We start from the raw sequence: 19,587 nt of genomic DNA, 5'->3' as shown, positions 1-19,587 counted from the left end.
CACCAACGGCGGTTGAGCGGTTCCGTGTCAGGTAAAAACCGTCAACACGCCGGTGTAGCCATAGATATGGTTACGCGCAATCTCACCGCCGGCAAAAAACCCCACCAGAGGCACATCGCCCAAAGCGCGCCGAATGATCTGCAGTTCGGCGCTGGGGCCACCAAAATGCGCTCCGCCACGGCCGGTGCAGCTGACATAAATGGCCCCCGCAATACCGCGCGCGGGATGGGGTGCTGCTTCGGCTTCTGACGCCGCCAGCGCGGTAGCGGACTCCAACGCCAGTTCCTGCGGCTCAAGTTCCTCGCGAATCTCGGCGCACACGCGCATCAGATCAGCACGCGCCGCCTGCATGTCGCGCCGGCAAAAGGCCAACTCCATGCCTTCATGGACCTTGGCCGCCACCGCAATGCCGGCTCGGGCGGGATCCAGACCGATGATATGCCGCACCATCACGTCGCTGCCAAAATTGCCGGTGCGTGTCACCGTTGGCAGTTCCCGCGACGCATGCAGACCCGACGCTGCCGTCAGTCCGACCAGTGTGGCGCGCACTGCCTGCAGCGCCTCACGCGGCTGCTGCAGCGAAACCTTGAGCTCACGCAGCATCACCTCAAGCGCCGGTTCATGGTCCAGACCCAACACCACATTCTGGTCTGCCGCGGTCACGCGATGCGCCCGCGACACCGGCAGGCATCCTTGCGTCACCCGCGAAATCAGGTTGACGCCGGCACCAAAAGCGACACCGCTGAGTCCGCCGCTGAATACCCCGCTGGCAGCCCCCTGCCCTTTGACGTTGCCATCCCCCGAAACAGCAAACTGCACGGCAGCCGCACGACTGGAAGACAAGCCGCCAAATACAAATCCGGAACCGGTGCGTTCCGCCAGTTCACTCACCAGTTCCGCCAGGTCAGGGGTGCCTCCGTCAGCATGGACCAGCGCCGTGTGGGCATCAAACGTCAACCCCAACGGCGACACCCCGGAAAACACCCGGTATTGATCTGGCGACAGTTCACACAGCATCACCGCCAACGCGGGTTCGTCCATGTACTCCACATTGTTGGAGGCAATGCCTACACCCACCGTGCCGGACCAATCGGTCAACTCGGGCAATTCGGCACTCAGGTGCGCCAGGATGGCGGTGGCATCGGCCACATAGTGGTCCGTGATGTAAAGCAGCCCAAGCGTCGGGTTGCTGGCGTACCCGTGCAGCGCCATTTGTGCCCGCAATTGCGCCAGCACCAGATTGGTCGCCATGACCCACTGCGGATGGGTGGCATGGGCATAGGGAAACAGTTTCATCCGCGCACAATCAGGGCCGGTTTGCCCAATAACACTCAGCGACTGCGCGGGCTGCTGCGACGGCTACCTTGAGCTGGCACTTTGCCGGCAGGCTTGGCCGCTGTACGCGCGGCACCTTTGGCAGCCGCTTTGGCGGCGGGCTTGGTGACGCTGCTGGCAGCAGTATTCCTCACCACGGTTTTTTTGGCTGCGGCCGCTTGAGCCGCCTTTTTGCCGGCTTTCTCGGCTTCCTTGACCACTCCTTTGGCTACACCGCGGGCCAGGTTTTTGCCCATGTCCATCGCCGTGTCCATGGCGGTTGCGCGTGTGGCCTCCTTCATGGCACTGGCCGCAATGGTCTGGAACTGCTGTGTCAGTGACGACCATAAATGCATCGGGTCGACCAATCCGGCCATGGCCGCAGCGGCGGCCGGTTTGGCGGCATCCCCCACTTTCTTGGCGATTTCCTCGGTCTGTTCGGCCACATCAGCCACCGTTTTGGCGGTGGATGCAGCCTTTTCTGTCACTTTTTGCACGCCGGAATACACCGAATCTGCCGCTTTGAGCTTGAAAGCGTTGGCCACGTCACCCAGGTTGAAGTTCATCCCCTTCAGGGTGGCCAGCGTCATCTTCTGCACTTCAAGCGCTTGAATGGTCGCGGCCAGCGCCTTGGCGTTCTGGTCGAGCCAGAAATGCACCGCCTTCAGATCGTCAATGCGTTTTTCGAGTTCTTCGACACTCATCGTCGGCGCAATCCAGTTGGCCATATTGGGCATTTGGGGCACCGTTTGTGACGCACTCTTGGCCAGATTTTGTAAAAAATCAAAACCAGGTACAAATTTGCCAAAACCGGAATTCTGCGAATCGCTCATAAAGGTCTCCGTAAAGGGTTGTCCAGACTGCACAAGCTGCAGCTTAACCGAATGCGGCCCTCGCTGCGCAACAGTTCGGCCCTGCCGACACCCGTCAAGAGTGCAATCAGGCCGGTACGGCGCGCAACTTGCGCGCTGGACGCACCGCCGACATACCCGCCACCATCTCCAGGCCCTTGAGTGCCTGGCTGCTGAAGCGCGCCTTTTGCGGTTTGCGGTCCTGCAAAAAGTCGTGCTCGCGCATGCTGGCGAGCACGCGCGAGACGGTTTCGGGGGCGGCGTCCACAATGTCGCTCAGGTCGGCCAGGTAGGGCACCGGGCAATCGGCCACCAAACCGCTGCCAGCGCGCCGCCCCTGCGCAAACATCAGCAGCAAGGCCTTGATGCGCTGCGCCACCGGCCCCGAGCGCAGTGTGACCACCTCGCGGCAGCGCTGGTGTGCCACCACCACGGTTTCCATCAAAACCTGCATCATCTGCGGGCCGCTGGCCTCCACCGGGGTCAGGCTGGCATCGATCAGCGCGCGCAGGCTCAGGTGGTCGTTGGTGCCCGCCCACTGCTCCACGCCAATCACATCGCCGGGCAGCGCCAGGCGCACAAAGCGGTTGGCTTCATCCGGCGGGGCGCTGTCAATGCGCAATGCGCCCGAGGCCACACGCCACAGTTGGTGCGGTGCATCGGGTGCAAACACTTCGCGCGGCTCAAGGTGCAGGCAAGTGGTGTCGCGGGTTGCGGTACTCATGATGACTCCAGTTTTCATATGAAACAAGCCTCTAGCCCTTATGAGCAATGCGCTACCAGCTATATGAAGAGAAGCGCCTTGCAGCTTGGGCCAAAGAGCAGTTGGGGCTTAGAACTTCACATTCAAGCCCACATACACCGAGCGGCCCATGCCCGGCACGGCCGTACCCCACTGCGGGTAGTTGGGCAGCGCCGGATTGCTCATGGTGGTGCCCTGGCCGGTGTAGATGCCACCTGTGGGCAAGTAGTAGAACTTGTCAAACAGGTTCTCAATGCCAAAGTCCACCCGCACCTGTTTCCAGGTGTAGCTGGTGCGCAGGTTGACCAGACCATAGCCTGGTGTCTTGACTTCGTTGCGCATGGTTGACACATCAGTCTTGGCCTTGACGCCGACCAGTTCCAGGCTGTTGTCCCAGGCGCCGGTTTTCTGGGTCACGATGAGTTTGGCGTTCAGCGGCATGATGTTGTACAGGCCGTCACCGGTGTCCTGGTTGCCGCCGTGGGTGTAGTTGAGCAAGCCTTTCAGACCAAAGTCGCCCATGCTGGTCTTGGCCAGCGGCAGGTAGCCCGACAAGTCCACACCATACAGGCGCGCCGACTGGTTGACATAGCGCAGTACACTGAATTTGTTGGTGGCCAGCACGGTAGCGGGAGCATTGGTGGTGGCGTTCCACTGCTGCGCATCGATGTAGTTGCTGACCTGCGTGACATACGGCGTGGCCTTGAAACCCCAGCTGCGGTCAGCGCCATGCCAGTCGAAAGTGGCTGAGAGCGTGTTGGCTGACTCGGGCTTGAGGTCGGGGTTGCCAATGTAGCCATTGCCGTCGCCAACAAAGTTGTTCATCAGCGCCGCCATCTGCCAGGTGGACCAAGGGAAGCGCTCATAGACGTTGGGTGAGCGCACCTTGTGGGCGTAACCAAACTCGATCTCGTAGCTGGGGCTGGCGGTGTAGCGGGCCATTGCCGTCAGGTCAAAGTTGTTGTCGGTGGTGTTGTGGTCCAGCGCGTTGAAATTGGCTGCGTCACGCGCCTGGAAACCCATGGCGGTAGCGGCCGTGTTGTAGCCACGCACCGTGCCCGCATCCATCTTGACCTGCTCGACGCGGGCCCCCAGCAGCGTCAGCCACTGGTCGCTCCTGCGGGCCTCCCATTCGGCGTAGGCCGCAGTGCGATCACGCTGGCCGTCATTGATGTTCCAGAAGGTGCCCGGCCACATGCCGCCACCCGAGGGGGTCCACCAGTCGTTGATGCGGTACTTTTGCAGTTCGCCACCGACGCGCAGCAGGTTTTGCGGGCTGAGCGCAATGTCGGCGCGCACGCTGGCACCGGTGGTTTTGCCTTCGGTGTACATCGGCATGCCAGCCGCACATGTCATGCTGATCGGGCTGCAAGGGATGCCGTTCAAGGCGGTGGCACCACCCGAGCCAACCACCACGCCATTGGTGGTGGAGCCGCCGTACCAGTAGCGCTTGTCAGCACCAAAGTCCATGAAATGGTCAACCTTCTCGTGGTAGACGCGCGCTTCCACCTGGCCCCAGTCGAATTCACCCAGGTAGCGCAGGTTGATGCTGTTTTGCTGGTTGTCCAACATATCCATGCGCTGGCTCGGGTAGAGCTGGAACGGCATGTCTTGCACGCCCAACTTGGCCTCAAACAGGTGGCGGTCGTTGCGGTAGGCCAGCGCCAGCAGGTGGTTGGTTGTCTCGTAAGCGGTGGAGCCGACCTCATCGCGCGCGAGCGTGTGGCCCACGCGGCCGGTAAAGTCGTAGTTTTTAAAGTCGGCGCCGGCGCTGTAGTTGTCGGCTTTGGCCGTAGAGCCCCGGTAGCTGATGCTGAAGGCTTCGGTGGCGTAGGTGGCGGCGACATTGGCACCGCTGGCCTGGTTGTTGCTGCGGTAAAACGCGCCAATCTCACCCTGGGTGATGCTGCCAACACCGGGTGCGGCAAAGACGGGTGGGCGCGATTCGGCAACGATGGTGCCGCCAATCGAGTCGCCGCCGGTGCTGACCGGTGCAATGCCGGCGTACACCTGCAACGCGCCGACGCTGGTCGGGTCGATGTACGACAGCGCCGGATTCATGTGGTTGGGGCAAGAGGCAATCAGGTCCATGCCATCGACCTTGATGCGCAGCCGGTCATCGGCCAGGCCGTGAATGGCGGGCAGGCTGGAAACTCCGCCTGCGCCATACAGGCTCAAGCCCGGCACGTCGCGCAACAGGCTGGCGGTGTCGCTGGTGGCGGATAGCCCACCCGCCAGGCTGGCTGGGCTAACCACTTCGGGGCTGGGCACTGGGGCGGTCTTGGTCTTGTTGGCATTCACGGTCACGGGTGGCAGGGTGTTGGTGCTTTGCGCCAGTGCCTGGCTGCAGAGCATTGACAGTGCCGGCAAGGCCAAGGCGATGGCGCGGGGTAGTTTCGAGAATTGAAATGTGGGCATGGTGGACCTGATAAGGCGTGAGAAAGTGTCGAGAAAATATGAGAAATGATCCTGTAGCCCTTATCCAGATTGCGCTGGAAGCTACAAAATTAGAATCAAACAGGCAGCACTGGCAAAGTGCCGCAAAAAGACGGGCGCGATAGCCCAAAGATACTGATCAAATCGACTTCAAGCGCTTACTGAATAAGCGCAAGAAGCTACAAACTTGATAGTTTAGAGAAGGCTTGGTGGGCCGCGCGATGGCGGCGGTGCAGAGGTGGACGCAGCGATATGCGCCGCCGGAATGCTTTGCAGCACATAGCCCAAGGGCTGCACTGGCTCAGGTAGCACGATCGAGAAGCTTGGCGGTGCGCCGCTGCCCACCACGCACAGCGGGCAACTCAATTCGCCGCTGGGTTCGGTGCTGATGGAGCCGTCTGCATGGAGAATGACTTTGACCATGCCCGCCGAGGTGCAGATGGTCAGTTCTTCCTGCGGGTTGACCATTGGGCTGGCCACCGCCACACCGAGCGTCAAGGCAAACCACAGCAGAGCCAGTTTGGCTAGCCACGGCATACTACGCAGGGTATGAAATAGAGTCATGGGGCGCGATTATGGCACCACCCCCCAAGCCCAATAAATGACATAAATCAATTGCGCTGGATGTTTCTGTTCTGCTGCAGGACAAACTTGAGCCCAACCGGCTCAAAGTCTCAGCACAGGAAAAACAGTTTCTCGGTCACCCACAGAACACACCATTGCCGTGTGCCGACTGAGCACCAGGTTTCAGGTTGGCCTCTACCCCAAGTCCGCTGCGCTTACAACTGCGGCTTGAGCTCGCGCACCGTGTCACGCCGCCCACTGTCGTCGTCGATGATTTGCGCTTTCAGGCTGCCAAAGTCGATCTTTTTCAGGTCGATCATGCGCACTTCGCGGTTGAACATGGTGTGGTAGTAGAACTTGCGCTGTTTCAGGTCGGCGGCGGTGGTGATCTGAGTGGCGCTGGTGATGTCTTGCGGCAGCGCGTTGCGCGGCACCGTGGCCCCCAGCGGAATGTTGAAGTTGTCGAGAATGCGGAAGGCCTCAAACACTGCGTCGGTGCTGGTTTTGAGCGGCCGGGCGGAGGCTGTGAGCGCTGTGGCTCGGACAAAACGTGACGGCGGCGTGTAGTCGCCCGGCAGGCCCAGCATGCCCGAGCCGGCACCCAGCGGGGTCAGGTTCAGATCGCCCAGCGCCATCGGTTGGCGGGCATCGGGGCTCAAATGCAGGTAGTTGCGCAGATTGGTCAGGTGCCAGTCGTAGGTGGGCGAGTTGGTGATGACCCCTAAAAATGCGTCATAGACCTTGAGTTGCCCGCCGCTCACCGACTCGATGACGATGCTCTGGCCGCTGGCATCGCCAATCTTCCAGTGAAACGGTAGCGCTGCGCCGCCAAAACGCTCGTCTTTGACGTTGATGACGCGAATCTTGTCGAGGTTGGCGCGCACCTCGGCGACGGTTTTGAAGCTTGAGAGCATCCACTGCATGAAGTCGCCGACACTCAAGGACTTGGCTTTTTGCGCCGGGTCGTACTCGGCGTATTCAGCAAAACCTGGCAGGTAATACATGCCAACGTACAGGCCCGCTTCGTTGAGGCCGTCTGGGCCGTAGTTCTGCCCGTAGGCGGTCATCGACACAAAGCCAAACTTGCCAGCCCAGGCCATGCCGTTGGCCCCTTCTGGCGTCAGCGAACTATAGCTTTGGTTACGCGGAAACAGCGCCATGCGGTAGTGCTGCGCGTCGCTTAACGCCCACTCCACGGTGCGTGCTGCGACCACGCCCTGGTCTTGCGATTGCAAGGAAATGCCGGTGCAAGCCAGCGACGCGGTGGCCAGGCCCGCCATGACGGCGGCAGTAAGGGTGCGCAAGGTGTGATTCATGCTGTGAATGCCCAGGTTGAACGGGAGGTAAGTGAGTGATGATCAGCGCCGGATTGTCGTTGCCTGCGCCGGTGGCCGATGCGCAAGCGGCTCAGGGCATGAAAAATGTCATGGTTTGCAGGCGGTAGTTCCAGGTCACGCCCAGGTGCTTGAGCAGGCTGTAGCCAATTTTGACCAACTGTGGGTCAGGCTGGCCATTGATCATGACGGGCACCTCGTAACTGGCGATGTCTTCCAGCGCCAGGGCCGCGCCGCCCAGCAGCAGTGGGCTGATGCGGTAGGTGGTGTTGCCGTCCATCTGGCTAAACGGCGTGGCGCTGCCGGCGGCTTGCAGCGTGGCAAGCCAGGCGCGGTCGATATTGGCCCCGGGGTTGCCGCTGTCGAGCATGACGCGTACCGCCGTGTTGCTCAGCATGGCATCCAACACGGGTGTGTTGGGTTGCGCGCCCCGGTAGTGCAGGCTGGCGACTGTCGTGCCACCCGACTGCGCCGCGGGCAGCGCAGCCAGCGGTGTACCGTTGTCGGGGTGCAGGCGCTGCACAAAAGCCACGCGGCGTGCGTAGTCCAGCGTCAGCGCTGAATCCTTGAAAAAATTGGCCCCAATAAAACCCAGGTAAGGCCCCATGCCGGTGCCTTGTTCAATAAACGCCAGATCAGCCGAATGCACATCACGCACCTGTGCCCAGTTTTGGCCGTGAATCTGTATCGGCGGCATGTGGCTGGAGCGGCTGATCTCCAGCTTTTGCCCCGACCCGGCGCTGCCAGACACCACTGGAGTGGCATCAGGCAGCTTGACGCGGGCACTGTTGAGCAGCAAGCCCCATGGGGTGCCGGTGTCGAGCATGAACACCCCTTGCACCTCGCCCACCTGCGCGCGCACCAGCGGGTAGCCGTGGGCAATTTGCAGCGGCCAGACTGTCAGGTCTTGCGTTGGTGTAAACCCCGCTTCAAGTGCCAGCCCGGCTTTGGCTTGCGCCGCCCAAACCGACGGTGCCAGGGCCAGCAGGCAGGCGGCCAAGCCGACCAACCAACTTTTCAATGCGCGCATCATGAGCCCTTGGTAAACAAACAGGGGCAAATTCTATTGAGCTTTGCGGGATGCTCTGAGCTGGCCGATGACACTGCAGCCAACAGCGCGCGCAGACGCTGGTTGGCGTGGCATTCAGCGTAGCGGCATCAAGGAGGAGCCCGAAGGGCGGGGGACAGCCGCGAAGCTGAATGCCACGTCGGCCAGCGTACCCAACGACAGCGCCATCAGGCGTTGGGCCGCGTCAAACCCGCCACGCAAATTCGGCTAAATCCGCAACCCTGAACTCACCACGGCCCACGCACACAGTCCGCCAAACACCAGAAATCCGCCCATCGACACCCGGCGCAGTTGCCGGGTCAGGTTGGCCAGCTGGGTTTGCAGGCTCGGCGGTGGGCGCAGGCTCAACACGCCCGAGGCCAGCCCGCAGGCAGCACCCACAAACAGCGGCGCGTACAGCGCAAAACCAATGTAGTTGTACTCGCGCTTGAGCAGGCAAAACGGGCAGTGGTGGTGCGGGTTTTCGTAGATATAGATCGACACGGCTGAGACGACAGCGGCCAGTGCCACGCCAAAGAACAGCGTGCTCGCCGCGCCGTAAGCGATGGCCATGGTGGGGCGGCGGTCGGCCAGCCAGCCCAGCGCCGTGGTCAGCCCCAGACTGCCTGCCAGCAGGATGAGCGCAGTGCGAGGGTCCAGCGCAGCGGCTTCACCACCCAGCCCGGCTTTTTCGGGGTTGAAGACGGTGCCGCAGCAGGACGTGAGGGTGTCGGTCTTGAGGTCGGCAAAATACGCCAGGCTCAAGCCCGCATCGGCCAAGCCCAGCGGAGCAATCAGCAGCAGCAGCGCGTATTTGCGGCGAGTCAGCGGGTAGTCACGCGCCAGCACGTCGGCATGGTTCATCGCCAGCCAGACAATCGCCGCGAAAAACAGCGCCATCTTGGCAAACAGCGCCGGAAAGCCAAACACGCTGGCGTTAAAGGTGCCAAACGCACACATCGCGCCGATCAGCAGCGGGGCCATGGCATCGGCGTTGAACACCATCAGCAGCAACGCAAAACCCTGCAAGGCCAGCACCAGGGTGAGCGTCGTGGCGATCAGGTAGGTGCGGCGCTCCAGTTCGATCTGACGGCGCGCGCCGCTGGCCAGGTTCCAGTGGCGCAGCAGTTGCACCGAGAAAATACCAGCCCAGCTCAACGTGCCAGCACTCAGCAGCGCCGCCAGACTCAGGGCCATCACCGGGGGATGCAGGATCATGCTTTGCCCACAATGCGCCCGTCAGCCATCGTCACCACCCGGTCCACCACGGCAGAGCGGGTGATGCGCGGGTCGTGGCTCGACAGGATGATGGTTTTGCCACCGGCTTTGAGGCTCACCACGATATCCAGAAACTGCTGGGTCAGCGCGGCATCGAGGTTGGCGGTGGGCTCATCGGCAATCACGATGGCCGGGTCGTTGATCAGGGCGCGGGCAATCGCCGTGCGCTGCATTTCGCCACCCGAGAGTAATTCCACCTTGAACGCCGCGCGGTGTCCGATGTTGAGTTGCGCCATCACATCATGCGCACGCGCCACCAGCTGGGCGTAGGGCAAGCCCAGCGGGTAGGCGGGCAGCATCACGTTGTGCAGCACGCTCAGTCCGGGGATCAGGTTAAAGCGCTGAAAGGCAAAGCCAAAGGTCTTGCGCCGCACCTGCGCCAGGTGTTGCTCGGGCAAGCCTGACAGCGCTTCGCCGTGCAGCACCACGCGCCCGGAGGTGGGGCGTGCCAGGCAGCCAATCAGCGTCAGCAGGCTGGTTTTGCCAGAGCCGCTGGGGCCTTCGAGCACGGTGACCGCGCTCATCTGCAGGCACAGGTCCACCTCGGACACAGCGGCCAGCTGGTTGGGCTGGCCTTCGTGGTAAAGCTTGGTGACTTGGGTCAGTTCGAGCATGGTGGGCCCCGGGTTAACGCATCACCGCATCGGGGTCGGCAGAGGCAGAGCGCCACACCGGCACGACAATCGCGGCCAGATACGGCAGCACGGTTAACAGCGCCAGAGTAGCAATTTGCAAGCCGTCGATGCTGGGGGTGAGCGCCACACGCGGGTACAGCGTGGACCAGCCTTTCAGCACCGCCTCCAGCAGCGGGGCGGAAAAGAAAAACACATGCGCATAGGCCAGCGCAAACCCAGCCAGAAACGCGCTCAAAGAGATCAGCATCGCCTCCCACAGCTTCATGCGCACGATGTCGCCGGTGTCCCAGCCGATGGCTTTGAGGATGCCGATGTCGCGCTTTTCCTGCGCCGACAAGCCGCTGGCCTTGTCAAACGCCAGAATGCCAAAGGCCAGGACCGCGCCTGACAGCAGCGCCAACAACAGCCCTTCGCGCCAGCTGAACACCGCCTCATAGGTGCGCAGCACGTCATTCTTGGTGATCACGCGGTGCTGGCGCAGCGCAATGGTGACCTTTTCAGACACCTTGGTGATTTCCTTGGGGTTGCGCACGAATACGGCGATGTCGGTGAACTCGTCAGCCTCCAGTTGAAAGAAGCGGCGAAAGTCGGCATCCGACACCAGCACCAGGTCGCTGCTGACCAGCGCGGTGGCTTCGGGCAGAATGGCTTTGACCTTGAGGTTCAAAAACGGTCCGGCCGGTGATACCAGGTAAATGGAGCGACCCACGGACACCTTGCGCAGCCGCGCCACGCCTTCGCCAATGATGGCCTCGCCGTCTGACAGCGCGTACAGCGGCTCTTGGGGTGACGGCACTTGCAGGGTGTAGTTGGCGGCGCTGGAGGTGTCATACAGATAACCCCACAGCCGCCCTTCAACCCGGGGTGCACCGCGCAAAGCCTGCAGTTTCTCAATGTCGGCGGTGTGGCTCATCTCATGGCGGCCCATGCGCAGGCCTTGCGCCACCACATCGGGGCTGCCCTGAAACACCTGCGCGGCTTCGCGCCGCAAGGCGCTGCCCAGCAAAATCACCGACGCCAGCACAAAGATCAGCGTGGTGTAGATCAGCCACAACCCCAGGTTTTTGCCACGCTGACGCGCCATGGCGGCTACCGTGTAGTCGATGAGGTAGCGTTGACGGTTAAACCAGTGTTGCATGGGAGATGTGTGCGACGGGTCAGCGCAAAGGGGCAGCATTGGCAAAGCCCGATGGCGGGAACGTGCGGTTGGGCATCACCATCGAGCCGGCCGGGAAATGCTCCAGCGCCACCGGGCCATCCTGGAAGGCTGAAAAGGCATCGGCCTGACTCAGGTGCCGGGTGTAGCGTGCCTCGGTGAACAACGCCAGGTCGGTCAGACGCAGCGCCTGCACCATGGCAACCGACAGATTAGGCCGAAGGGCAGCTTGGCGTTGCGCCCATGCGGTGTGAGCCAAAGCCGCCAGACACGCCAGCAGCAGCACGCCCAAAAAACCCAGCGCCAGACTGGAGCCACGCCGGGGCAAGGCTTGGCCGGTACTGGGTGCGCTGGTTGTTTTCATCAGAACTTGCCGCCGTCCAGCCCCAGCAGCATCGCCTGGGTGACTTCGGCAAAGCGCACGACGCGTTTGCCGCTGTGGTCGGTCATGAACTCTTTGGCCTCGGCTTGCGTGTCGTGTGGCACCAGCTCGTGGCCCATCGGCCCCAGAACATCCGAGCCGATGACGTAATACGCCTGCCCGGCATCAATGCGCCCGGTGGCGTAGTAGTCGGTGACCCCCATGGCGTTGATCTCGGCCAGGGCACGGCCGGGCTCGTACTTTTTCAAATCCTGCAGGTACTTGAAGAAGTCTTTGGCCCCGTCAAAATGCACCGCTTTGCCATCGCGCCATAGCACGGTGGCAATCCAGTACGGGTAGGGTGCAACAAACATGCCGCACACCGGGCAGGTGTCGCGCGGGCCAGGTGCCGGCAGCTTCACCGGCTTGGCGTGCGCGGCTTGGCCGGTGGCGAGCGTGCCAAAGGCCACCGCCAGCGTCCCTAATACGATGCGGCGACTCAGTGGGTGTGCAACAGCAGCCCTGGCCTGGTCTGGCAAGGGCTGCGCCGCACCCGCTTCTGGGCAGGTGTGGCACATGGCGATCAGGCGCCAGCAGCCAGTTTTTTGCGCATTTCGCCGCGCCGTTTGCGCAGCATGACGGTGTCTTCAGCCATCACCAGGTATGCGCTGGTCAAGGCGGCATTGAAATCAACAATCTTCGCGCCGGCTTTGCTGGGAGCCTCGGCACCTGCGGCGGCTTCAGCAGCGGCGCGATTGACGTAGGCCGAGTTGCTGACCTTGGTCATGGTGCCGGGTTTGCTGGGGTCCACCACATAGTGCATCTTGTCAACCGCCACCAGGGGCTTGATGTCCCCTGCGGCACCGGCATCACCGGCATAAATGACTTTGGGACCACGGTCCATGTTGAGTGCCAGGCTGATGGCTGAGCAGTGCAACGAGCATGTGCCTTCGACACTGTCGTCCTCGTACACCAGCAGATGGCGGGTGTGGCTGAACTTGGCGCGCTCCATGCCACAGTAGCGGCAGCGCGGGTATTTTTCGAGTTCCTTGGTCAGCGGGTCTTTGTCTTTGGGCAGATTGGCCACCGGGCCATAGGCATCAGACCATTGGGTCGGCGGCATACCGGGCTTGCCGGGGTCTTGTGCCAGGGCGGCGCTGGTGCTGCCGAGTGCCAGCGCGCTGACCGAGGCGGTTTTAAGCAAGTCGCGGCGATTGAATGGGGTTTTGTTCATGTTGAACTCCTTGTGAAAGAAAATGATTGACCGGTTGAAAATAATACAAACGCACCGTGGTCAGGCCGGAGCGTTGAGAAGCTGCCGGACATCCGCAGCCAGCCGTGCAGACTGCTGGCCGGGGGGGGAAGCCAGCCGCAACTGACCAGCGGTATCAAACACATAGGTGATGGCGCTGTGGTCCAGGGTGTAGCTGCCACCCATGGGAACCTTGCGGAAATACACCTTGAAATACGCTGCGGTTTCCGTGGTGCGAGGCAGGTCGGTGCTCAGGCCAATAAAGCTGGGGTGAAAGCTGCTCACATAAGCTTGCAAAATGGCTGGGGTGTCACGCTCCGGGTCCAGGCTGACAAACAGCACTTGCACCTTGCTGGCGTCTTCCCCCAGCGTTTGCAACACCTCCACAGCAGCCGCCAGCGCCGTCGGGCAGACATCCGGGCATTGGGTGAAGCCAAAAAACAGCAACACCACCTTGCCCCGGAAATCGGCCAGCGTGCGTGCCTGGCCCTGCGCGTCCGTCAAACTGAAATCCTTACCATAGGCCGCACCCGTGATGTCCAGGCTGTGCGGTACCGGCTTGTCGCTGGGCGCGCAGCCCCACGCCATGGCCGCCACCGCCAAGCCGCCCAGCCAGGCACGGCGGCTGCTGGAGCCAAGGACGGCTATGGAATCGAAGCGCATGGACATGGACAACTCAAAAGCGTTGGACGGAACGGACGGGCACCCGGCAAAGGCGCAGATTGCAGATCAAATCAGCCTCTAGCCCATATCTGGCATGCGCTGACCGCTACAAAATAAATTGCTATAAAAAGACCGGAGGTCCGCGCGAAGGCGGCGGTGCAGCCGTTGAGGTGGCGACGTGCACTGCCACTGGCCATGGCAGCACATCCGCCAGCGCCTGCAGCGGCGCAGGTTGCAGGCTGACAAAAGCGGGCGGCGCTGCGCCACCCACCACGCACAGCGGGCAAGTCAGCTCGCTGCTGGGCTCGGTGCTGATCGAGCCATCGGCATGGAGCTTGACCTTGACCATGCCCGCCGAGGTGCAGATCACCAGGTCGTCCTGCGGGTTGACCAACGGACTGGCCACCGCGACCCCGAGCGTCAGGGCAAACCACAGCAGCGCCAATTTGGCCATCCAGGGGGTGTTGCGCAGGGTATGCAGGAGCGACATATGGCGCGATTGTTCCATCACCGCCCGCTAATAGATATGACCTGGATCAACTGCTGGCGCTGAACTTACCCAAACCTTGGGCGCCGTTGGACCAGTGAATCCCCGAGAGCGGCACGCTCAACCCTTGCCCAGCCGGGCAAGATCTTCACGCACCAGACGCACGATCAACCGGTCCAGACTGTCGACGCTGTAGTTCTGCACATCGTGAACTGTCTCACGGCCCGGGCCGCTGGCGGGGTTGTTGGCCTGGGCGTAGGTGAGAAAAACAAACTTGCCACCGGTGTACTGTGCAATCTGGCGCTGGATGTATTCGCCCTGCGCCTCCAGTCCGCTGGCACCCACGCTGAACACCTTGATGCCTTTGCCCAGCGCTGCCTGCATGTCGTCGTCGTACTGAGGGCCGCCGTAGTCCAGGTGCGGCGGTGCATCGGCCAGCAAAAACACCATCCGGGTTGTGTTGTTGCCGCGCCAGCTCAGGTTGTGCACTGTATCGTGCAAGGCTTCATTCATGGCTTCGGGGTAGTCGCCACCGCCACCCGCGCGCAACTGGTTCAGCACCCCCTGAAACGCGCCCAGGTCGCGGGTCAGGTCGTGGCTGCGCAGCTCAAACTGGTCGCCCTTGTCGCGGTAGGCCACCAGACCAAAACACAGGTCGGGTTGTGCCGGCAACTTGGCCACCTCGGCGGCAATGGTGCGCAGGGTGGTTTTGAGCTTGTCGATCTCGTCGCCCATGGAACCGGTGGCGTCAATCAAAAACACCAGGTCCAACTGGGCGCGCTGCGGTGTGACCGCGTCCAGCGTCACGTCGACCGCGCTTTTCTGGCCGCGCTGCAGGAACGCAGTGGCCTGCGTCATGCCCCAGCGGCCCGGCTTGCGCACGCTGACCTGATAGGTGCTGGCACGGCTGGCATCAAAGGCGTCGGGCGACAGCCAGACCTGGCCACCGGCGTCGGTGCGCGCCCACATCGCCCGTCCGCCTGGCGACTGCACCCGCACTTCGGCGTCCGGCACGCTGCGCCCGGTGGCGTCGCGCACCTGCAGCAGGTAGCGCTCGGCAATGTCCAGCGGCCGGTGCGCCACCTGGGTGCGCTGCCGATAGGCCAGGTATTCGGCAAAATTGGCGTTGTCATCCACCACACCCGCCGTGACCATCGGATTGGCCGCAGTTTGCTGCGCACGCCGCTCGGCTTGCTGCAGTGGCGCTGGTGCGGCAGCGAGGGCATCTGAGGAGCTGTTTGCACTGGCCACTTCGTTCATGGCTTTGGCCGACGCCACGGCAGGCGACACGACGCCCGCCGCCCTGGCATCACGACCGCGCACCTCGGAGCGGGGCCAAACATCCCGGGGCCATAGCCCAAAGCCCGGCGCTGCCTGGCGTTCGGGTAGCTGGCGCGTACGAATGCCGGAGGAGCAGCTGGTTGCCGAAGGTGCCTGAAAGTTGGGACGCACCGTCAAGGGTCCAAATGCCGGCATCGGCGCTGCGCCAGGCCATTGGGTTGATGCAGGGGGCCGTTGGGTTGCCGCAGCGGTCGGCTGGGATGCAACAGGCCATTCATTGTCGGATGCAGCCGCACTCACGGCCACACCCGTGTAGATTGCAAGTTGCGCACCAATGATCAGGCCGATCAGATGTCGTTGAAAAATGGGATGACGCATGGTGTACTCCTGGTTGGAACAAAAAAATGATTCGTGCAGGACTGATACGCGCCGGGTGCAGCACCGGGGTTAACCATCTGAAAATATTCTTCTTCGACGCCAATTGACCCCACAGGGGTGCCCCCGACGTATCACTTGGTGCCCGGCAACCCAGGCCGACGCCGCCCACCCGGAGTGACAATACCGCGATGCGCTGGACCGACCTGACCGACGACGAACTGATGCTGGCTTATGCCCGCGGAGAGGCCACGGCCTTTGAGATCTTGTACCGCCGCCATGAAGGCCATCTGTTTCGTTTTGTGCGCCGCGTGTTGGGGTCAGCGCTTGCGGCTCAGGCCGATGAAGTTTTTCAGGACACCTGGATGAAGATCATCCAGGCGCGCGCGCGGTTTGAACCCGGCCAGGCGCGCTGGACCACCTGGGCCTTTGCCATTGCCCACAACACCTGCCTGGACCGCCTCCGCAAGAGCGGGCGCGAGGTGCTGCAAAGTGATCTCGCGCCCGATGACGGCGACTGCGACGCGTCCATGGACTGGCTGCAATCGAACCTGGGCAGCAGCAACCCCAGCAGCGAAGACACGGCGCACTGGCGCGCCGCCGGCCAGCAGTTGATGCGTTGCCTGGACCAGTTGCCACACGCCCAGCGCGCCGCCTTCCTGCTGCATCACGAAGACGACTGCAGCCTGCAAGAAATGGCCACCACCCTGCAAATTGCGCTAGAGGCCGCCAAGAGCCGGCTTCGCTATGCCATGAGCAAGCTGCGCGGCTGCATGGGTGCCTACCTGGACGAGTGGCCCCTGGCCACAGGACGACCATGAACCCACAGCCCAACCCGTCCACGCAAGAAGATGCGCTGCGCGACGCCCGCCTGGTGCAGGCACTTCGGCACATGCCCGACGCGCACCTGCAACCCGATGCAGCACTGGGCGCCAGCGTTCTGCAGGCGGCCAAGCAAGCACTGCACAACACATCGGCTCCAACCGAAGCCGCCACCAAAGCAACACCGACGCCACGTCATGCCAAACCCAGACTCAGTGGGTGGCGCTGGCTGTTCGGGCACCCTGGCGACCGGGCTCCATGGGCGGGCGCATTGGCCAGCGTGCTGATTGCCAGTCTGATCACGGTCATGTGGGCTGGCCGCGACCTGCCAGAAGCGCAACCGCAGGGCGACACGGTTTCGCCGCCTGCGGCCGAGGGCACACGGGCCGCGATGACCGCTGCGGCCCCAACGCCAGTCGCCGCTACCACACAAGAGCCGCTGCCAGCGGCACCTGCACCGACGCCCACTGCCGTGCCCAAACCAGCCCGTGCCGCCGAGGCAGCGATACCTCAGCCCACACTTGCCGCCAAGACATCACCTGCGCCGCCCACCCGTTCAGTGGATCGTCATGATGTGCGTGTCAGCATCGACGGGAAAACGCACACGCTGGCAACAGACAGGGCAATGGCCTTGCTGGCCACCCTGCGTGCGCTGCCAACGCCAACTGCAGCTGACAGTGACACACTCAACCGACACGACGCCCCGCAAGACGCCCGGGAGAGCGCCGGCGCGATCAGCTCATCCAATAACCGGATCCTGCCTGAACAGCGAGTCGCGGCGGTCCAATTCACGGTCGAGACCGCCACCGGTGAACGATGGGACATCAGCGAGCATCAGGTCCGCGCCGGCCAGGGCGGCGAGATCCGTATCCATCCATTGACCCACACCCAATGGATGCAGTTGCGCCGACTGATCATCTCTACCCCATGAACGACCCGCAAGTCAGTTCAACTTCATCCCGGCCACCAATTGCATCAGGTTGTGGTTCATCATCTTGAGGTAAGTGGATCCCGCCGGGTCACCACCCGACAAGGCATCTGAATAAAGTGCTCCACCCACCGTCGCACCGGCATCCTTGCTGAGCTGCTCCAGCATTTTGGGGTTGCGCATGTTTTCAATAAACACCGCCCGAACCTTTTCGCGCTTGATCTGCCGGATCAGCTGCGCTACCTCTTTGGCGCTGGGCTCGGCATCGGTGTTAACCCCTTGTGGTGCCAAAAACGTTACCTTGTATTGCGCGGCGAAATAGCCAAACGCGTCGTGCGAAGTGATGACCTTGCGCTTGGCCATGGGAATGGCGGCCAGTTGGGTCCTGATGCTGGCATCGAGCGCCTGCAGTTCTTTCACATAGGCTTCGGCATTGGCCTTGTAGGTGGCCGCGCCGCTGGCATCGGCCTTGGCCAGACCGGCGGCAATACTGCGCACATAAAGGATCACGTTATTGGGGTTCTGCCAGGCGTGCGGGTCGGTGTCGTGGCCATGCCCTTCTTCGTCAGGCATGGCACGCGGTTTGACGCCTTTGGATGTCACCACAATGTCGCCCTTGAAGTTGGCCGACTTGGCCAGTTTCTCGGCCCAAGGCTCAAAGTGCAGCCCATTGACGACCATCAGTTTGCTGGCCAGCAGGATCTTGGCGTCAGACGGCTTGGGTTCGAACGCATGCGCGTCGGCGTCCGGACCCACCAGCGTGCTGACGGCAACCCGGTCACCACCCACCACCTTGACCAAATCACCGAGGATGCTGAACGAGGCCACCACGGGGACTGGCTCAACGGCGCGGGCGTAAGTGGTCAACAGACCACTGGCTGCAAAGGCAGACAGGGCCAACAACTTGAGGGTGGTGCGTTTCATGGAGTTCCTTGTCAGAAGTGGGGGCGCCAAACCAGCGTGCACCAAAAGACTGGTGTCTTACTGCAACTTGGTTGCGTTAGATTCTAACGCAACACAATTGCATTAATGGTGCCGACAGAACATTTCCCCCGCCAATCCAACGCTCGCATTGCTCCTGATGGGCAATTATGTTGCCTAGCGGCGGGTGATCACCTGTGCCACCGGGTAGCCGCCCATGGTGCCGCGCCCCCGGTAGCCGGTCATGCAGGTGTCGCCCATCATGCCGCCGGGGTAGCAGTCGCCGTACACCAGCTGATTGATTTGCGCGGTGGTCAGCGCCGCCGTGGGGTCGGCCGGGTTGATGTAAACCGTCACAAATGCATTGCCAACTCCGCCGGGGGCACCAGGGTGTTTGGCCGTTGGAAAGCCGTAGTAAAAGCCCTCGGAATTGGCAGCAAAACCACCCTCTGAATAGACGTTGGTGGTGTTCAGCGCAAAACTGCTCACCAGCAAACCGCCCTGGCCGTCGCTGACCGATGCGAGCTGGTAGGTGAGTGGCACGGTGATCATCGGCGGGCCGGTCATTGACTCGGTCAGCAGTCCGCTCAGGCCCGTGACGGTGCGGGTGGTCGAATTGAGTGTGAAGCTGCCGGTAAAGATGGTGTCTTGGGGCTGGGTATCGGGCTCAAAAAAAGTGGACTTGATCTGGTAGTCCGTCAGCACCTCGGCCGGGGCTGATAGCGCACTGGCACCTGCTTTGTTGCTGGCTTGCACTGTGAAGCTGTAGCCGGTGCAGTCGGTCGGGCAAGTCACCCTGATCGGCGAGGCGTTTCCGCTGCCGCTCAGGCCCACGGGGCTGGAGACCACGCTGTAGCCGGTGATGGGGCTGCCACCACTAACCGCCGGGCCAACAAAGCGGACTTCCACCGTATTGGCCACCACACCCAGACTGGCCGCCACCGCTGTGGGCACCCCCGGTGGCGTGACGGCCGCGCCACTGTCGGCCACGGTCAGAGTCTGGCTGACTTGGGCGGCGGCGTTGTAGTTGGCATCACCGGGCTGGTTGGCTGCAATGCTGCAGTTGCCCGGGGCCAGACTGGTGATCACGCCGCTGCTGGTCTGCACGGTGCAGATGGCCGGGGTCAGGCTGCTGTAAC

The 19,587-nt window shown here is 62.3% G+C and carries 20 protein-coding genes; 2 read left to right on the top strand and 18 right to left on the bottom strand.

Translation table 11 applies throughout. The features are described 5' to 3' along the window. Positions 1 to 27 precede the first annotated feature (27 nt). The 16 genes from KBF66_RS00715 to KBF66_RS00640 form a co-directional block, all read right to left on the bottom strand. Complete coding sequence (locus KBF66_RS00715; protein WP_296650448.1) at positions 28 to 1,296, bottom strand: FIST C-terminal domain-containing protein; 1,269 nt, start codon at positions 1,294 to 1,296, stop codon at positions 28 to 30. A gap of 35 nt (positions 1,297 to 1,331) precedes the next feature. After that, positions 1,332 to 2,147, bottom strand: a complete 816-nt coding sequence (locus tag KBF66_RS00710) for a PhaM family polyhydroxyalkanoate granule multifunctional regulatory protein (protein WP_296650445.1) — start codon at positions 2,145 to 2,147, stop codon at positions 1,332 to 1,334. A 106-nt stretch (positions 2,148 to 2,253) separates the two neighbouring features. Further along, positions 2,254 to 2,889 (bottom strand): Crp/Fnr family transcriptional regulator, encoded by a 636-nt coding sequence (locus tag KBF66_RS00705; protein WP_296650442.1) that lies wholly within the window; start codon positions 2,887 to 2,889, stop codon positions 2,254 to 2,256. 108 nt (positions 2,890 to 2,997) lie between these two features. Then, positions 2,998 to 5,325 carry a TonB-dependent receptor gene (locus tag KBF66_RS00700; RefSeq protein WP_296650439.1) on the bottom strand — a complete coding sequence of 776 codons (2,328 nt, stop codon included), beginning with the start codon at positions 5,323 to 5,325 and terminating at the stop codon, positions 2,998 to 3,000. Between the two features lie 213 nt (positions 5,326 to 5,538). After that, the gene (locus tag KBF66_RS00695) at positions 5,539 to 5,907 is read right to left on the bottom strand and encodes a DUF2946 family protein (protein ID WP_296650434.1); all 369 of its coding nucleotides are present in this window, start codon (positions 5,905 to 5,907) and stop codon (positions 5,539 to 5,541) included. A 215-nt stretch (positions 5,908 to 6,122) separates the two neighbouring features. Then, positions 6,123 to 7,223 carry a choloylglycine hydrolase family protein gene (locus KBF66_RS00690; RefSeq protein ID WP_296650430.1) on the bottom strand — a complete coding sequence of 367 codons (1,101 nt, stop codon included), beginning with the start codon at positions 7,221 to 7,223 and terminating at the stop codon, positions 6,123 to 6,125. Between the two features lie 91 nt (positions 7,224 to 7,314). Next, complete coding sequence (locus KBF66_RS00685) at positions 7,315 to 8,271, bottom strand: hypothetical protein (protein WP_296650427.1); 957 nt, start codon at positions 8,269 to 8,271, stop codon at positions 7,315 to 7,317. A gap of 246 nt (positions 8,272 to 8,517) precedes the next feature. Continuing rightward, the gene (locus KBF66_RS00680) at positions 8,518 to 9,507 is read right to left on the bottom strand and encodes a hypothetical protein (protein ID WP_296650424.1); all 990 of its coding nucleotides are present in this window, start codon (positions 9,505 to 9,507) and stop codon (positions 8,518 to 8,520) included. Continuing rightward, positions 9,504 to 10,181 carry an ABC transporter ATP-binding protein gene (locus tag KBF66_RS00675; protein ID WP_296650421.1) on the bottom strand — a complete coding sequence of 226 codons (678 nt, stop codon included), beginning with the start codon at positions 10,179 to 10,181 and terminating at the stop codon, positions 9,504 to 9,506. Before KBF66_RS00675 ends, KBF66_RS00680 begins: the two co-directional genes overlap by 4 nt. Positions 10,182 to 10,194: 13 nt before the next feature. After that, a complete protein-coding gene (locus KBF66_RS00670; protein ID WP_296650418.1) occupies positions 10,195 to 11,340 on the bottom strand; it encodes an FtsX-like permease family protein in 1,146 nt (381 codons plus the stop codon). Positions 11,341 to 11,359: 19 nt separating this feature from the next. Next, a complete protein-coding gene (locus tag KBF66_RS00665) occupies positions 11,360 to 11,722 on the bottom strand; it encodes a hypothetical protein (protein WP_296650413.1) in 363 nt (120 codons plus the stop codon). Then, complete coding sequence (locus KBF66_RS00660; protein WP_296650409.1) at positions 11,722 to 12,297, bottom strand: nitrous oxide reductase accessory protein NosL; 576 nt, start codon at positions 12,295 to 12,297, stop codon at positions 11,722 to 11,724. The genes KBF66_RS00665 and KBF66_RS00660 overlap by 1 nt, the downstream gene beginning before the upstream one ends. Positions 12,298 to 12,302: 5 nt before the next feature. Continuing rightward, the gene (locus tag KBF66_RS00655; RefSeq protein WP_296650404.1) at positions 12,303 to 12,953 is read right to left on the bottom strand and encodes a nitrous oxide reductase accessory protein NosL; all 651 of its coding nucleotides are present in this window, start codon (positions 12,951 to 12,953) and stop codon (positions 12,303 to 12,305) included. Positions 12,954 to 13,013: 60 nt separating this feature from the next. After that, the gene (locus KBF66_RS00650; protein ID WP_296650399.1) at positions 13,014 to 13,640 is read right to left on the bottom strand and encodes an SCO family protein; all 627 of its coding nucleotides are present in this window, start codon (positions 13,638 to 13,640) and stop codon (positions 13,014 to 13,016) included. Positions 13,641 to 13,755: 115 nt separating this feature from the next. Further along, positions 13,756 to 14,124, bottom strand: a complete 369-nt coding sequence (locus KBF66_RS00645; RefSeq protein ID WP_296650395.1) for a DUF2946 family protein — start codon at positions 14,122 to 14,124, stop codon at positions 13,756 to 13,758. Positions 14,125 to 14,241: 117 nt separating this feature from the next. Beyond that, on the bottom strand, positions 14,242 to 15,780 hold the full coding sequence (locus KBF66_RS00640) for a carboxypeptidase regulatory-like domain-containing protein (protein WP_296650385.1): 1,539 nt from the start codon (positions 15,778 to 15,780) through the stop codon (positions 14,242 to 14,244). A gap of 188 nt (positions 15,781 to 15,968) precedes the next feature. Here KBF66_RS00640 and KBF66_RS00635 point away from each other — a divergent pair, with 188 nt between their 5' ends. Next, positions 15,969 to 16,598, top strand: coding sequence for a sigma-70 family RNA polymerase sigma factor (locus KBF66_RS00635; RefSeq protein WP_296650382.1), 630 nt, complete (start codon positions 15,969 to 15,971; stop codon positions 16,596 to 16,598). Next, a complete protein-coding gene (locus KBF66_RS00630; protein ID WP_296650378.1) occupies positions 16,595 to 17,530 on the top strand; it encodes a hypothetical protein in 936 nt (311 codons plus the stop codon). Before KBF66_RS00635 ends, KBF66_RS00630 begins: the two co-directional genes overlap by 4 nt. 12 nt (positions 17,531 to 17,542) lie before the next feature. Here the strand turns inward: KBF66_RS00630 and KBF66_RS00625 are convergent, their stop codons facing one another. After that, positions 17,543 to 18,451: a metal ABC transporter substrate-binding protein gene (locus KBF66_RS00625; protein ID WP_296650373.1), complete on the bottom strand. Its 909-nt coding sequence runs from the start codon at positions 18,449 to 18,451 to the stop codon at positions 17,543 to 17,545. A 174-nt stretch (positions 18,452 to 18,625) separates the two neighbouring features. Next, positions 18,626 to 19,587: fibronectin type III domain-containing protein (locus KBF66_RS00620; protein ID WP_296650370.1), on the bottom strand; the 962-nt coding region annotated here is incomplete at its 5' end.

It is taken from the genome of Rhodoferax sp. (assembly GCF_018063565.1).
Taxonomy (GTDB): Bacteria; Pseudomonadota; Gammaproteobacteria; order Burkholderiales; family Burkholderiaceae_C; genus Rhodoferax.
This window is presented reverse-complemented; position numbering and strand designations above follow the sequence as displayed.